The organism is Sphingobium jiangsuense (assembly GCF_014196495.1).
GTDB classification, from domain to species: Bacteria; Pseudomonadota; Alphaproteobacteria; order Sphingomonadales; family Sphingomonadaceae; genus Sphingobium; species Sphingobium jiangsuense.
Genome location: NZ_JACIDT010000024.1, coordinates 1 through 15,619, shown reverse-complemented (window position 1 = coordinate 15,619; position 15,619 = coordinate 1). Strand labels below are relative to the sequence as shown.

Here is a 15,619-nt window from a genome sequence, read left to right as displayed (position 1 = left end):
TCCGGCGGCCACGGAATTCGCGCCGCCTCTCTCCTTGGAACGCCACGATAACCCAAATTGATCCGGGCACAACAGCGGAAACGCGGGGGCTTTGGCGGGAGGGCCGGATTCTTGGACAAAATGTCCTATGTTCGCACTTGCAACATCGCTATAGGCGCGCCCTCATGTCTTCTCTCCCCTCTCGTCGTCGCGCAAAAAGGCGCGCTTTTCCACGGCTTCTGGCTGCCGCGGCGATTCTGCCGCTCGGCGCCTGCGACGCCATCGTCCTGGACCCGGCCGGGGATATCGCGCGGCAGGAAGCGAACCTGCTGCTGGTGTCGACCGGGCTGATGCTGCTCATCATCGTGCCGGTGATGCTGCTTACCGTGTTCTTCGCCTGGAAATACCGCCAGTCGAACACCGAGGCGGAGTATGAGCCGGACTGGGACCACAGCACGAAGATCGAACTGGTGGTGTGGGCCGCGCCGCTGCTGATCATCATCTGCCTGGGCGCGGTGACGTGGATCGGCACGCATATGCTCGACCCCTATCGCCCGATCTCGCGCATCTCCAAGGGTCAGCCGGTGACGGCGGCGCACAAGCCGCTGGAGGTGAACGTCGTCGCGCTGAACTGGAAATGGCTGTTCATCTATCCCGAACAGGGGATCGCCACCGTCAACGAACTGGTGGTGCCGACGGACCGCCCGCTCAATTTCCGCCTGACCTCCTCCAGCATGATGAACAGCTTCTACGTGCCGGCGATGGCGGGGCAGATCTACACCATGCCGGGCATGGAGACGAAGCTGCACGCGGTGATGAACGAGGTGAACAGCTCGGTCGGCTTTTCCGCCAATTACAGCGGCGCGGGCTTTTCCACCATGCGCTTCGGCTTCAAGGGCGTGGCGCCGGCCGATTTCGACGCCTGGGTGGCGAAGGTGAAGGCGGGCAAGGACGGCGCTCTCGACCGCCAGGTCTATCTGAAGCTCGAACAGCCGAGCGAGAGGGAGCCGGTGCGCCACTATGCGGCCGTCGCCGACGATCTCTTCGACGCCGTGGTCAACATGTGCGTGCAGCCGGGCAAGATGTGCATGAGCGAGATGGCGATGATCGACAAGCGCGGTGGCCTCGGCCTTGCGGGCATCCATAATGTCGCGATGTTGACCTACGACAAGAACGGCCGCGCGCAGAGCTTCACCGCCAGGGACCGCAGCGACAAGGCGCTCAGCATCTCCTACGTGAAGGCGCTCTGCTCCGACCCCACGCTGCTCGACAGCCTGCGCGAGCAGCAGGCGAAGCTCTCCTCCGTCGGCACCACCGACGAGGCGGCGCTGCTGGTGACGAAGAAACCCGCCGCGATCACACCCGCCACCATTTCGCCCGCCACCATGTCGCCTTCCACCATTTCGATGGCCGCACCGGCCAATCCCGCTTCCTGATATTGGGAACCCCCGATGACTTCCGAACCGCAACACTGGTCTTTCCTGCTGGGCAAGCTGGGGCCTGATTCCATCCCGAACGAGCCGATCGTCTGGGCCACCTTCGTGGTGGTCGCGCTCGGCGGCGTCGCGCTGATCGGCGCGCTGACCTATTTCCGCCTCTGGGGCTATCTCTGGAAGGAATGGTTCACCACCGTCGACCACAAGAAGATCGGGATCATGTACATGATCCTGGGCCTCGTCATGTTCACGCGCGGCTTCGCCGACGCGATCATGATGCGCCTTCAGCAGGCCTGGGCGTTCAACGGCTCGGAAGGCTATCTGAACGCGCATCATTACGACCAGATCTTCACCGCGCACGGCGTGATCATGATCTTCTTCGCGGCGATGCCGTTCATCACCGGGATCATGAACTATGTCGTGCCGTTGCAGATCGGCGCGCGCGACGTCAGCTTTCCGTTCCTCAACAATTTCAGCTTCTGGATGACGACCTCCGGCGCGGTGCTGGTGATGGCGTCGCTGTTCATCGGCGAATTCGCGCAGACCGGCTGGCTCGCCTATCCGCCGGTGTCGAGCCTCGCCTACAGCCCCAATGTCGGCGTCGACTATTATATATGGTCGTTGCAGATAGCGGGCGTGGGCACGACCCTGTCCGGCATCAATCTCGTCGTCACCATCGTCAAGATGCGCGCGCCGGGGATGAGCTGGATGAAGCTGCCGGTGTTCACCTGGACCTCGCTCTGCTCCAACATCCTGATCGTCGCGTCCTTCCCGGTGCTGACGGCGGTGCTCGCGCTGCTGTCGCTCGACCGCTATGTCGGGACCAACTTCTTCACCAACGACTTCGGCGGCAGCCCGATGATGTATGTCAACCTCATCTGGATCTGGGGCCATCCGGAAGTCTATATCCTCATCCTGCCGCTGTTCGGCGTGTTCTCGGAGGTCACCTCGACCTTCTCCGGCAAGCGGCTGTTCGGCTATACCTCGATGGTCTACGCGACGGCGGCGATCATGATCCTGTCCTACCTCGTGTGGCTGCACCATTTCTTCACCATGGGCGCGGGCGCCAGCGTCAACAGCTTCTTCGGCATCACGACGATGATCATCTCGATCCCGACCGGGGCCAAGCTGTTCAACTGGCTGTTCACCATGTACAAGGGCCGCATCCGCTTCGAGCTGCCGATGATGTGGACGGTCGCCTTCATGCTGACCTTCGTGATCGGCGGCATGACCGGCGTGATGCTGGCGGTCCCGCCCGCCGACTTCGTGCTGCACAACTCGCTGTTCCTGATCGCGCATTTCCATAACGTCATCATCGGCGGCGTGGTGTTCGGCGTGTTCGCCGCGATCAACTTCTGGTGGCCCAAGGCGTTCGGGTTCAAGCTCGATCCGTTCTGGGGCAAGGTCAGCTTCTGGTGCTGGGTCGTCGGCTTCTGGTTCGCCTTCATGCCGCTCTACATCCTCGGCCTGATGGGCGTGACCCGCCGGATGCGCGTGTTCGACGATCCGAGCCTGCAAATCTGGTTCGTGATCGCCGGGCTGGGCGCGGTCATCATCGCCGTCGGCATCGGCGCGATGCTGGTGCAGTTCGCGGTCAGCATCCTCAACCGCGACAAGCTGCGCGTCGGCGGCGATCCGTGGAACGGCCGCACGCTGGAATGGGCGACGACCTCGCCGCCGCCCGACTACAACTTCGCCTTCACGCCCGTAGTGCACGGCCTCGACGCGTGGGACGAGATGAAGCGCAAGGGCGTGGCGCTGCCGTCCACCGGCTTCCGCCCGATCCACATGCCGAGCAATACGGGCGCGGGCATCGTCCTCGCCGGGATCGCCACGGTATGCGGCTTCGCCCTCGTCTGGCATATCTGGTGGCTGGCGGCCGTCAGCTTCGCCGGCCTGATCGGCAGCGCGATCGTCCATACCTTCAACTACAAGCGCGACTACCACATCCCGGCGGAGGAAGTGGCGGCCACAGAGGCCGAGCGCATCCGCCTCGCCGCGCAGGGAGCCTGAACCATGAGCCAGAGCGTTACGGCCGATAGCACGGGCGACCTGACGGCCCGCTACTTCGATCTGCACGAGCATGATCACCCGGAAGGCGGCAGCACCATGCTGGGCTTCTGGATCTACCTGATGAGCGACTGCCTCATCTTCGCGATGCTGTTCGCGGCCTATGCGGTGTTCGGCGGCAATTACGCCGCCGGGCCCTCGCCCAGGGACCTGTTCGACCTCGATCTCATCGCGCTCAACACCGCGATGCTGCTCTTCTCCTCCATCACCTACGGCTTCGCCATGCTGGAGATGGAGAAGGGCAAGGTCGGCGCGACGCAGATGTGGCTCGCCATCACCGGCCTGTTCGGCGCGGCGTTCCTCGCGATCGAGCTTTACGAATTCTCGCACCTGATCCATCTGGGCGCGGGGCCGCAGCGCAGCGCGTTCCTCTCCTCCTTCTTCACGCTGGTCGGCACGCATGGGCTGCACGTCACCTTCGGCATCATCTGGCTGGTCACGCTGATGGTGCAGGTCGCGAAGAAGGGCCTCATCCAGGCCAACAAGCGCCGCCTGATGTGCCTCAGCCTGTTCTGGCACTTCCTCGACGTGATCTGGATCGGCGTCTTCACCTTTGTCTATCTGATGGGAATGCTGCGATGAGCGCTGCACACGACACGCACGGCCATGACGGCCATCATGACGAGGGCGCCAGCCATGGTTCGCTGAAGGATTATCTGATCGGTTTCTTCCTGTCGGTCGTGCTGACGGCGATCCCGTTCTGGCTGGTGATGGGCGACGTGCTCGCCAGCAAATCGGCCACCGCCATCGTCATCATGGCTTTCGCGGTGGTGCAGGTGCTGGTCCACATGGTCTATTTCCTGCACATGAACGGCAAGTCCGAGGGCGGCTGGAACCTGATGGCGCTGCTCTTCACGCTGTTGCTGGTGGTGATTGTGCTCGCCGGGTCGATGTGGGTGATGTATCACCTCCACATGAACATGATGCCGGTCCACGACATGCGCCAGTTGCCCTGAGAGCGCGGGCGGCAAAGGGACAGGAACCCGCGCGCCGGGTTTGCGGTTGACGCCTTGCCGGGCCGGGGGATGTCCCTCCGGCCCGAAAATGCACCAAGCGGGAAGGCTGGACGATGAAGCAGGACCAAGGGCAGGCCGGATCATCCTTTCCGGGCGTGCCGGTCCTGTCTCTTGTCGCGCTCGTCCTGCTGTTCACCGCGCTGGGCCTGTGGCAGGTGAAGCGCCTCGCCTGGAAGGAAGCGCTGATCGCGAAGGTCGAGCAGCGCGTCGACGCGCCGCCGGTCGCGCCGCCCGATGAAGCCGCCGCGCGTGCCTCTTCCCTGCCGGAGCTCGAATATCTGCGGGTAAGGCTGTCGGGCGCCTATGTCGCGTCGGGCACGGCGCTGGTTCGCGCGGTGACGGACCTCGGCGCGGGCTATTGGGTGCTGACGCCGCTGCGCACCGGGGACGGCCGCCTCATATACGTCAACCGGGGCTATGTGCCGACCGGCAGCAGGCTGGAGGCGGCGCGCGCGGCGACGCCGCAGGGGCAGGTGTCGATCGTCGGCCTGCTGCGCCTGACCGAGCCGGGCGGCGGCTTCCTGCGCAGCAACGACCCGGCGGGCGACCGCTGGTATTCGCGCGACGTGGAGGCGCTGGCGCGCGCGCGGGGCCTCTCCCATGTCGCACCCTTCTTCGTGGATGCGCAGACCGAAGGCACCGCCGCCGCGCGCCCGGCGGGGTCGCCGGTGCCGGGGCTGACCGTCATCCGTTTCGCCAACAGCCATCTTTCCTATGCGCTGACATGGTTCGCGATGGCGGCGGGGTCGCTGGGGCTGGCCTTCTGGCTCTGGCGCCGGGGGGCGGCGGCATGAGCGGCAAGGCTCCCTTGCCACGGGGTGGCCAGCGCGTCGCGGCCAGCCGCCGCAACATGGCGCTGCTGGTGCAGTTGCGCTGGATCGCCGTGGCCGGGCAGATACTGACGATCGCCGTCGCATGGAAAGGGCTGGGCATCGACCTGCCGCTCGCCAATCTGATGACGGTGCCGCTGCTGCTCGCGCTGGTCAATGTCGCCAGTCTCGGCGTGATGCGCAGGCGGCGGGCCTTCACCAATGCGGAACTGTTCGCGGTGGTGCTGCTCGATGTCACCGCGCTGGCGTGGCAGCTTTACCATAGCGGCGGGGCGGGCAATCCCTTCGCCTTCCTGTTCCTGTTGCAGATCGTCATCGGCGCGATCCTGCTCGATCCGCGCTGGAGCTGGCTGATCGCGGTGGCGGCGGGGCTGTTCATGCTGTTCCTCACCTATCGCTATCAGCCGCTGGTGCTGCCCGCCGGGCAGGCGGGCGACCCGCTGCACCTCTATCAGGCGGGCAGCCTCATCTGCTTCTTCCTGATCGCGGTGCTGCTGATGTTCTTCGTCGTCCGCCTCGACCGCAACCGGCGCGAAAGCGACGCGGCGCTGGCGGCGCTGCGCCAGCAGGCGGCGGAGGAGGATCATATCGTGCGCATGGGCCTGCTGGCGTCGGGCGCCGCGCATGAGCTGGGCACGCCGCTTTCCTCGCTGTCGGTGATCTTCGGCGACTGGGCGCGCATGCCGGAGATCGCCGGCAATCCCGACCTTGCCGAGGATGTGCGCTCGGCCCGCACCGAGCTGCAACGCTGCAAGACGATCGTCAGCGGCATCTTGATGTCGGCGGGCGAGATTCGCGGCGAGAAGCCGACGGTGACGACGCTGCATGATTTCCTCGACCAGATCGTCGGCGAATGGCGGCCCCGCATGCCGGGGGAATTGCAGTACGAAAATCTGCTGGGCGAGGACATGGCGATCGTGTCCGACCCGGCGCTCAAGCAGGTGATCGGCAATGTGATCGACAATGCGGTGGAGGTCTCGCCCGACCGGGTGCGGATCGCGGCATCGCGCATCGGGGATTCGCTGGTGCTGGACGTGCGGGATTACGGGCCGGGCTTCACGCCGGAGATGTTGCAGAATTTCGGCCGCCCCTATGCCTCGACCAAGGGCCGCGCGGGCGGGGGGCTGGGCCTGTTTCTGGTGGTGAACGTGATGCGCAAGCTGGGCGGGCGGGTGAACGTCGCCAATCCGCTCGACGGCGGGGCGAGCGTGCGGCTGACCATACCGCTCGCCTCGCTGGCATTTGATGGAGGAGGAACGGCATGAATATAGCGGAAGGCTCCTCCCTGTTGATCGTCGAGGATGACGAGGCGCTGGCCCGCACGCTGCGGCGATCGTTCGAACGGCGCGGCTATCGCGTGGAAACCGCTTCCAGTCCGAAGGAGGTGGAAAGCCTGCTGGAGGCGGGGCGGAGCTTCGCCTATGCGGTGGTCGACCTGAAGCTGGGCGCGGCCTCCGGCCTCAGCTGCGTGGAGATGCTGCATGCCAGGGATGCGGCGACGCGCATCGTGGTGCTGACCGGCTTCGCCAGCATCGCCACGGCGGTCGAGGCGATCAAGCTGGGCGCGGCGCATTATCTCGCCAAGCCGTCCAACACCGACGACATAGAGGAAGCGTTCGGCAAGGGCGAGGGCGACGCGGCGGTGCCGGTGGAAGGGCGCAAGACCTCGATCAAGACGCTGGAATGGGAATATATCCACCAGACCTTGGTGGAGAGCGATTTCAACATCTCCGAAGCCGCGCGGCGGCTGGGCATGCACCGGCGCACGCTGGCACGCAAGCTGGAGAAGCGGCAGATTAAGTAGGGGGCATCCTCCCATCCGTCATGCCAGCGCAGGCTGGCATCGTTATCGATAGCGCGGAGCCAAGCCTCCACAGATGCCAGCCTGCGCTGGCATGACGGTATAAAGGTAACAAAAAAGGCAGCGCCGTTACCGGTCGCTGCCCTTTCCTGATAACCGTTGTCCCCCGCCTCAATCCACGAAGGCGCGTTCGATCACGAACTGGCCGGGCGAGGCGTTGGAGCCTTCGATGAAGCCCATGTCGAGGAACTTGGCCTCCAGTTCCTTGATCATCGCCATGCTGCCGCACATCATGATGCGATCGGTCGCCGGGTCGAAATGCGGCGCGCCGTCGCCCAGCGGGTGCTTGAAGATCGTGCCGTTGTCGATCAGAACCGGAATGCGGCCCGTGGTGTGGAAGTCCTCGCGGGTGACGGTCGGGATATAGTGGAAGCGCGCCCGCTGATCGTCGTCCAGCAGCGGGTCGCCTTCCAGATTGCTTTCCAGCAGTTCGCGATAGGCCAGTTCGTTGACATGGCGGACGCCATGGACGACGACGACCTGATCGAAGCGGTCGTAGATTTCCGGGTCGCGCACGACGCTGAGGAACGGGGCGAGGCCGGTGCCGGTGGAGAGCAGGAACAGCCGCTTGCCCGGCAGCAGCGCGTCGGCGACGAGCGTGCCGGTCGGTTTCTTGCCGAGATAGATATGGTCGCCCGGCTGGATCTTTTGCAGGCGCGAGGTCAGCGGGCCGTCCTGCACCTTGATCGACAGGAATTCCAGCTCCTCGGCATAGGCGGGGCTGGCGATCGAATAGGCGCGCAGCAGCGGGCGGCCATTGTCGCCCTGAAGGCCGATCATCACGAATTCGCCGGACCGGAAACGCAGCGAGGCCGGGCGGGTGATCTTGAAGCTGAACAGATGCTCGTTCCAGTGATGGACCGAAAGCACTTCCTCGACCGACAGGGCGGAGGTCGGGGTAAGGGTCTGGTTGGCTGTGGCCAGACTGTCGCTCATCGTCTAATATCCTTCATGCAGGGGAAGGGCGCGGGTTGCTTGGCGTGTCGTGCCCCCGGCTTCCCGACCCATGGCGAAACCTGTGTTGATCCGTGACGTGCGCGACGCGTTACCGCACACGGGCAGCGCCCACAACAGGAAAGAAGACCTGAAGCGGCGGCTTTTCGCAGGGTGAACGATCGGGGTGCGCATGCCGAATCCCTATAATGCGTTGCGGCGGCTATTATTGCTAATGCGAATAGGGATCAATTTTTTTGGCGAGATAATTTGTTTCAGGGGCGATAGGACCGGTTTCAGAAATGGCGGCGGAGGCGGGAAAGCGGCCATTCAGCCCATCAGCCGCTGGCCGCACAGCGACAGCATGCGGTCGGCGATCTCCCGTTCCCCGGTGATGATCTCGGTGACGCCGAGGCGCTGGAGATGCTCCGCCTCCGCGTCGCTATGGGCGCGGGCGATCACGCGGATCGCGGGGTTGAGCGCGCGCGCCCGCTCGAAGATCGCGCCCGCTTCATAGCCTTCGGGAATGGCGAGCAGCAGCTTGCCCGCCCGCTGCACCCCCGCCTTTTCCAGCGCCTGCTGGTCGATCGCATTGCTGGCGAGCACGGTCATGCCGTCCGCCTCCGCCCGCCTGGCGATGTCGGGCTGGTCCTCGATCAGCACGAAGGGCCGGCCTGCGCGCTTCAGCTCCCGCGCGATCAGCCTGCCCACCCGGCCATATCCGGCGAGGATCACATGATCGGACGGCGGCGGCGGGGCGGCGGCGGCGGGTTCCTCCGCCGTCCTGCCCGCCTTTTCCGCCAGCTTCTCGCGCGAGAGGATCAGCGTGAAGACGAAGGGGTTGAGGAAGATCGAGATGATCGCGCCCGCGAGGATCAGGTCGCGCCCCTCCTGCGGCAGCATGCCGAGCTGGGTGCCGAGCGCGGCGAGGATGAACGAGAATTCGCCGATCTGGGCGAGGCTGCTGGCGATGGTCAGCGCCTGGATGTTGGAATGGCCGAAGGCGCGGACGATCAGATAGGCGGCGGCGGACTTGCCGAACAGGATGATCGCCACCGTTCCCGCCAGCGGCAGCGGCTGCTCGACCACGACCGCGGGATCGAACAGCATGCCGACCGACACGAAGAACAGCACCGCGAAGGCGTCGCGCAGCGGCAGCGTCTCTTCCGTCGCGCGGCGGCTGAGCGGCGTTTCGCCGAGGATCATCCCCGCGAAGAAGGCGCCGAGCGCGAAGGATATGTCGAACAGGAAGGCGGCGCCGAACGCCACCCCCAGCGCGATCGCCAGCACCGCCAGCCGGAACAGCTCGCGCGATCCGGTATGGGCGACCCAGTGCAGCGCGGAGGGGATGACGCGCCGCCCGACCACCAGCATCAGGCCGATGAATATGGCGACCTTCAGGAAGGTCAGGGCCAGCGGCACGACGAGCGCGGAAAGGCCGCCCGCCGTTCCGCCGCTGATGATGCGGGCCATCACCGGCAGCAGCACCAGCGCCAGCACCATCGCCAGATCCTCCACGATCAGCCAGCCGACGGCAATCCGGCCCCTTTCGGTCTGCACGAGGCTGCGGCTCTGCAACGCGCGCAGCAGCACCACGGTGCTCGCGACGGAGAGGGCGAGGCCGAACACGAAGCCCGCCGCCAGCCCCCAGCCCAGCATCGCGGCAAGGCCCATGCCGAGCAGCGTCGCGACCGCGATCTGCACCAGTGCGCCGGGCACGGCGATCGCCCGCACCGACAGCAATTCCTTCAGCGAAAAATGCAGGCCCACGCCGAACATCAGCAGGATGACGCCGATTTCCGCCAGTTCATTGGCCAGCCCGCTGTCCGCGACATAGCCGGGGGTGGAGGGGCCGACCATGACCCCGGCGAGCAGATATCCGGCAATGGGGGAGACTTTGAGGCGTTGGGCGAGCGCGCCCATGACGAAAGCGACGACGAGTCCGGCGACAATGGTGCCGATCAGGGGGGAGTGATGAACCATCCACGCTCCACGCAAAAGGGGTCAGGCAAAAAGGGCCGGACAAGGGGTCGGACAAGGTCGGGCAAAAGGGGACAGGCCCGATATTTCCACAGCTTCATGACAAATTCGCCGCGCCTTTCGGCTTTTCCGGGACGGGAGCCGGAAAGGCCGATGTCAGGCGGCCGGAGGCGCGCGGGCGAGCGAGGCGTCGCGGATTGTGTCGGAATGGCGCGGCGCGATATGGGGCGGAATTTCCGCCTCGGCGCGGGCGGCGAGGCCGCGCTGCAAGGCGGCCGGAACCGGCTGGATCAGTCCATATCCGGCCTCCATCGGGATCGGCGGCGGCAGCTTGCGGCCCGGCCGCGCGGCTTCCGGCCGGACATGGCGGGGGCGTTCCGATTTCAGTTTCAGCGCGACCATGACGGTCGACGGGTCGAAGGCCGATCCGACCATCCGCGTGCGCGGCGCTCCCGCAGGCATCAATGCGCAGGCCAGCACCACCGCCAGCGAAATCCACAGCGCTGGCGGAAAGGCAAGGCCGCGCGGGCCGCGAGATATGTTCAGGACCCGCACAAGCCGCGCCGTTCTCCCTCCGTGATGCCGGACCTGGAGAAGCCTATCAGTCTGACCTTGCGCTGTAAATTGGCGGGTCGATCGGGTGCGTCCCAGCCGTGCCGTCATGAAAAGACGCAAGTGCGCATGCGGATTATTGACAGCGGTGTCATGCCGCCCTATGCAGCCTCTGCGCGCAAGCGCACCATCCGCCGGGTCGGAGCTGCACGCCGATCCGGCGGATTTTCCTTTGGGCCGGTCCTTCCGCTATCCCGTCCCCAGCGCGGCAATGCTATCATGCCCCTCATGATAGACGGCATCGACCCCGCTGCACCTTTCGCCCGTTTCGCGCCGCCCGTCCGCGAGCCTTCCGCGCTGAGGCGGGCGATCACCGCCGCCTGCCGCGCGCCGGAGCGGGACTGCGTGCCGCCGCTGCTCGACGCGGCGACGCTGCCGCCGGAGATGCGCGCCGCCATCGCCCGCACCGCGCGCGGCCTCGTTCTCGGCCTGCGCGCCCGCCCCCACGGCAGCGCCGTCGAGGCGCTGGTGCAGGAATATGCGCTGTCCAGCCAGGAAGGGGTGGCGCTGATGTGCCTTGCCGAGGCGCTGCTGCGCATACCGGACGAGGCGACGCGCGACCGGCTGATCCGCGACAAGATCGCCGATGGCGACTGGCGGTCGCATTGGGGCGGCGGCCGGTCGCTGTTCGTCAATGCCGCGACCTGGGGGCTGGTGGTCACCGGCGTGCTGATGGAAAGCGTCAACGCGCGCGGGCTGGGCGCGGCGCTCACCCGCCTGATCGCCCGCTGCGGCGAGCCGGTGATCCGGCGCGGCGTCGACATGGCGATGCGCATGCTGGGCGAGCAGTTCGTCGCCGGGCAGACGATAGAGGAGGCGCTGAAGCGCGCGCGCGGGCCGGAGGGCAGGGGCTTTCTCCACAGCTATGACATGCTGGGCGAGGCGGCGGCGGCGATGGCCGACGCGCGGCGCTATTATCATAGCTATGAGGCGGCGATCCACGCGATCGGCAGGGCAGCGGCGGGCAGGGGCATCCATGCCGGGCCGGGCATCTCGATCAAGCTGTCGGCGCTCCATCCGCGCTATTCCCGCGCGCAGGCGGAACGGGTGATGGGCGAACTGCTGCCGCGCGTGAAGGCGTTGATGCTGCTGGCGCGCGGCTACGGCATCGGCGTCAATATCGATGCCGAGGAAGCCGACCGGCTCGAACTGTCGCTCGACCTGCTGGAAAGCCTCGCGCTCGATTCGGAGCTGGCGGGGTGGGACGGCCTCGGCTTCGTGGTGCAGGCCTATGGCAAGCGCTGCCCGTTCGTAATCGACTGGCTGATCGATCTGGCGCGGCGATCCGGTCGCCGCCTGATGGTGCGGCTGGTCAAGGGCGCCTATTGGGATGCGGAGATCAAGCGCGCGCAGGTCGACGGCCTGCCCGGTTTCCCGGTCTATACCCGCAAGCAGCACACCGATGTCGCCTATATCGCCTGCGCGCGGGCATTGCTGGCGGCGCGGGCGCATGTCTTTCCGCAATTCGCGACGCATAATGCGCAGACGCTCGCGACGATCCATCATCTCGCCGGGCCGGATTTCCGCCCCGGCGATTATGAATATCAATGCCTGCACGGCATGGGCGAACCGCTTTATAGCCAGATCGTCGGGCCGGGCGGATGGAACCGCCCCTGCCGCATCTATGCGCCGGTCGGCACGCATGAGACGCTGCTCGCCTATCTGGTCCGGCGGCTGCTGGAAAATGGCGCGAACTCCTCCTTCGTCAATCGCATCGCCAATCCCGACGTGTCGGTGGAGGACCTGATCGCCGATCCCGCTGATGTGGTGCGGGCGATGGACGATCCCGGCGCGCCGCATCCGGCGATCGCGCTGCCCGCCGACCTGCTGCCGGGCAGGCGCAACAGCGAGGGCCTCGACCTCGGCGATGAGAGCGTGCTGGCGGCGCTGGCCGAGGCGGCGCGGGAAAGCGCGCGGATCGACTGGAGCGCGGCGACGGAGGGCGGCGCGGGCGCGGCCCGTCCGGTGCTCAACCCGGCGGACCTCGGCGATCGGGTCGGCACCGTGGTCGAGGCGACGGCGGAGGAAGCACGTGCGGCGGCGCGGGCTGCGGTGGCTTCCCCATGGCCGGAGCTTGAGGTGGAGGCGCGCGCGGCCTGCCTCGAAAGCGCGGCGGACCTGATGCAGCGGCGCATCGGCGTGCTGATCGGCCTGATCATGCGCGAGGCGGGCAAGTCCGCATCCAATGCGATAGCCGAGGTGCGCGAGGCGATCGACTTCCTGCGCTATTATGCGGGCGAGGCGCGGCGCGTCTGCACGGCGGAAATCCGCCCGCTCGGTCCGGTGGTGTGCATCAGTCCGTGGAACTTCCCGCTTGCGATCTTCACCGGGCAGGTGGCGGCGGCGCTGGCGGCGGGCAATCCGGTGCTCGCCAAGCCCGCCGAGGAAACGCCGCTGATCGCCGCCGAAGCGGTGCGCCTGCTGCATGAGGCAGGCGTGCCGCCGCATGCGCTGCGGCTGGTGCCGGGCGATGGCGCGATCGGCGCGGCGCTGACCGGCGCGGCGGAGGTGCGGGGCGTGATGTTCACCGGATCGACCGAGGTGGCGCGGCTGATCCAGCGCTCGCTCGCCGGCCGCCTGTCCCCCGAAGGCAAGCCTATTGCGCTGGTCGCCGAAACCGGCGGCCAGAATGCGATGATCGTCGATTCCTCGGCGCTGGCCGAGCAGGTGGTGGGCGACGTGATCGCGTCGGCCTTCGACAGCGCGGGGCAGCGCTGCTCCGCGCTGCGGGTGCTGTGCCTGCAAGAGGATATCGCCGACCGCACGCTCGCGATGCTGAAGGGGGCGATGGCGGAAGTGTCGCTGGGGCGGACGGATCGCCTTGCGGTCGATATCGGGCCGGTCATCACCGCCGAAGCGAAGGCGGGCATCGAGGCTCATGTCGAGGCGATGCGGGCGAAGGGCAGGCGGATCGAGCGCAACCCGCTGCCCGCCGATGCGGCGCGCGGGCATTTCGTGCCGCCGACGATCATCGAGCTGGACGACATAGCCGAGCTGGAACGGGAAGTGTTCGGCCCGGTGCTGCATGTGGTGCGCTGGCGGCGGGAGGACCTCGACCGGCTGATCGATGCGATCAACGCGACCGGCTATGGCCTGACCTTCGGCCTGCACACCCGCATCGACGACATGGTCGAGCAGGTGTCGGCGCGGGTGAAGGCGGGCAATATCTACATCAACCGCAATATGATCGGCGCGGTGGTGGGGGTGCAGCCCTTTGGCGGGCGCGGTCTTTCGGGCACCGGGCCGAAGGCGGGCGGCCCGCTCTATCTGCGGCGGCTGGTGCAGGGGACGGCCCCGGCGCCGGAAGGCATGGCGCCGGTGGGCGGCAATCCTGTGCTCGCCGCCTATGCGGAGTGGCTGGAAAGCCGGGGCGAGCGGAATGCGGCGGCCCTGGCGCGGCATCTGGAGGCGACCTGCCCGCTGGGATGCGAAGTGCCGCTGCCCGGCCCGGTCGGCGAGCGCAACAGCTATGCGCTGCATCCGAGGGGACGGATCGGCCTTTACCCCGCGACCATGGCGGGGCTGCTGCAACAGATCGCGCTGGGGCTGGCGACCGGCAATGAACTGGCGATCGCCGGCCTTCCCGCCGGGCTGGCCGACACGCTGGCCGCCTTGCCCGAAAGGGTGCGCACCCGGATCGCTGCGGCGGATGCCCCGGTTTCCGCCGCGCTGGCCGAGGGCGACGAGGCGGCCGTCCTCCGCCTGCTGCGCCGGCTGGCGGAGCGCCCCGGCCCGGTCGTCCCGCTGTGGACGGCGACGCCGGAGCAATGCGCGGCCGGGCTGACCTATGATCCGCTCTGGCTGATGGAGGAGGTCGCGACCTCGATCAACACCACCGCATCGGGCGGCAATGCCAGCCTGATGACTCTCGTTTAGGGAACTCGGCTGCCCTCCATTATGGATCAATCTTGCCATGCTGCGGGATAGGCCGGTGACTAGGCTGGACCCCCTTGAAACGGGGGCAGTCCATGGAAGTCTCGGTCCACGCGGTGATGGCCGCGAAAATCGGTTTTGCGTCTCATCAAAACGCGGTGCCCCTGCTGCGCGAGGTCAAGATCGCGCTGGCGGGGGAACAGGCGCTGGAACGATGCCGCCTGTCCCTCACCGCCGATCCCGCCTTTGTCGAGCCGCGTGACTGGCGGATCGACCGGATCGCGCCGGGCGACGAACTGGCCATTGCCGACCGCGCGGTGCGGCTCAACGCGACGCTGCTCGACGGGCTGACCGAAAGCCTGCGCGGCACGCTGACTCTCACGCTGCATGCGGAGGACGGGACGGAGCTGGCGCGCGAGCGGCAGGATGTGGAACTGCTCGCCCATAATGAGTGGGGCGGGCTGTCCTCCATGGCCGAGCTGCTGCCCGCCTTCGTCATGCCCAACGACCCTGCCGTCGACCGGCTGCTGAAGGCCGCGTGCGAGGTGCTGCGCCGGGCGGGGAAGCCTGATGCGCTGGACGGATACCGGTCGAAGGACCGCGCCCGCGTGTGGCAGGTGGCATCGGCGATCTGGTCCGCCGTGGCGGGCGCGCGCCTTTCCTACGCGATCCCGCCCGCCAGCTTCGAGCGCGCGGGCCAGAAGGTGCGCACACCCGGCGCGATCATGGAAGGCGGCCTCGCCACCTGCCTCGACACCGCGCTGCTGTTCGCCGCCGCGCTGGAGCAGGCAGGGCTGAACCCGCTGGTCGTCCTGACCAGGGGCCATGCGTTCACCGGCGTCTGGCTGCAACCGGTCGAGTTTTCCAACCTGATGACCGACGAGGCGGCGGCGCTGCGGCGGCATTTCGATCTCGACGACCTGATCGTGTTCGATGTCCGTCGTCAGAACATTTGGCACAACTCGCGGCGTAAATTAGCGGAGTGCGGGCCTCGTCCTGGGGTTGATATTAAGCGGCGATCTTGCGGTG

Annotated in this window: 11 protein-coding genes and 1 pseudogene; 9 read left to right on the top strand and 3 right to left on the bottom strand. The window is 66.9% G+C overall.

Annotated features, from left to right (window positions below; all coding sequences use genetic code 11):
• The first annotated feature begins 164 nt into the window (after positions 1-164).
• The 7 genes from cyoA (at position 165) to GGR43_RS20640 (ending at position 7,135) form a co-directional block, all read left to right on the top strand.
• Positions 165-1,415, top strand: a complete 1,251-nt coding sequence (gene cyoA, locus GGR43_RS20670; protein ID WP_188073707.1) for a ubiquinol oxidase subunit II — start codon at positions 165-167, stop codon at positions 1,413-1,415.
• Between the two features lie 15 nt (positions 1,416-1,430).
• Positions 1,431-3,428, top strand: coding sequence for a cytochrome o ubiquinol oxidase subunit I (cyoB, locus tag GGR43_RS20665; RefSeq protein ID WP_188073706.1), 1,998 nt, complete (start codon positions 1,431-1,433; stop codon positions 3,426-3,428).
• 3 nt (positions 3,429-3,431) lie between these two features.
• A complete protein-coding gene (gene cyoC / locus GGR43_RS20660; RefSeq protein ID WP_188073705.1) occupies positions 3,432-4,067 on the top strand; it encodes a cytochrome o ubiquinol oxidase subunit III in 636 nt (211 codons plus the stop codon).
• Positions 4,064-4,441, top strand: coding sequence for a cytochrome o ubiquinol oxidase subunit IV (cyoD, locus tag GGR43_RS20655; protein WP_188073704.1), 378 nt, complete (start codon positions 4,064-4,066; stop codon positions 4,439-4,441). The genes cyoC and cyoD overlap by 4 nt, the downstream gene beginning before the upstream one ends.
• 113 nt (positions 4,442-4,554) lie before the next feature.
• Complete coding sequence (locus GGR43_RS20650; protein WP_188073703.1) at positions 4,555-5,295, top strand: SURF1 family protein; 741 nt, start codon at positions 4,555-4,557, stop codon at positions 5,293-5,295.
• A complete protein-coding gene (locus tag GGR43_RS20645) occupies positions 5,292-6,596 on the top strand; it encodes an ATP-binding protein (protein ID WP_246343956.1) in 1,305 nt (434 codons plus the stop codon). The genes GGR43_RS20650 and GGR43_RS20645 overlap by 4 nt, the downstream gene beginning before the upstream one ends.
• Positions 6,593-7,135 carry a response regulator transcription factor gene (locus GGR43_RS20640; RefSeq protein ID WP_188073702.1) on the top strand — a complete coding sequence of 181 codons (543 nt, stop codon included), beginning with the start codon at positions 6,593-6,595 and terminating at the stop codon, positions 7,133-7,135. The genes GGR43_RS20645 and GGR43_RS20640 overlap by 4 nt, the downstream gene beginning before the upstream one ends.
• A gap of 168 nt (positions 7,136-7,303) precedes the next feature.
• Here the strand turns inward: GGR43_RS20640 and GGR43_RS20635 are convergent, their stop codons facing one another.
• The 3 genes from GGR43_RS20635 to GGR43_RS20625 all read right to left on the bottom strand — a co-directional run bounded on the left by GGR43_RS20635 (position 7,304) and on the right by GGR43_RS20625 (position 10,660).
• Positions 7,304-8,128: a ferredoxin--NADP reductase gene (locus GGR43_RS20635; protein ID WP_188073701.1), complete on the bottom strand. Its 825-nt coding sequence runs from the start codon at positions 8,126-8,128 to the stop codon at positions 7,304-7,306.
• Positions 8,129-8,455: 327 nt separating this feature from the next.
• Positions 8,456-10,108: a cation:proton antiporter domain-containing protein gene (locus GGR43_RS20630; RefSeq protein WP_188073700.1), complete on the bottom strand. Its 1,653-nt coding sequence runs from the start codon at positions 10,106-10,108 to the stop codon at positions 8,456-8,458.
• 153 nt (positions 10,109-10,261) lie between these two features.
• Positions 10,262-10,660: a hypothetical protein gene (locus GGR43_RS20625; RefSeq protein ID WP_188073699.1), complete on the bottom strand. Its 399-nt coding sequence runs from the start codon at positions 10,658-10,660 to the stop codon at positions 10,262-10,264.
• A 276-nt stretch (positions 10,661-10,936) separates the two neighbouring features.
• On the opposite strand from GGR43_RS20625, the gene putA reads away from it, so the two are divergent.
• A complete protein-coding gene (putA, locus tag GGR43_RS20620) occupies positions 10,937-14,593 on the top strand; it encodes a bifunctional proline dehydrogenase/L-glutamate gamma-semialdehyde dehydrogenase PutA (RefSeq protein ID WP_246343955.1) in 3,657 nt (1,218 codons plus the stop codon).
• Positions 14,594-14,685: 92 nt separating this feature from the next.
• Positions 14,686-15,619 (top strand): annotated as a pseudogene (locus tag GGR43_RS20615) (DNA helicase); the annotation flags it as partial.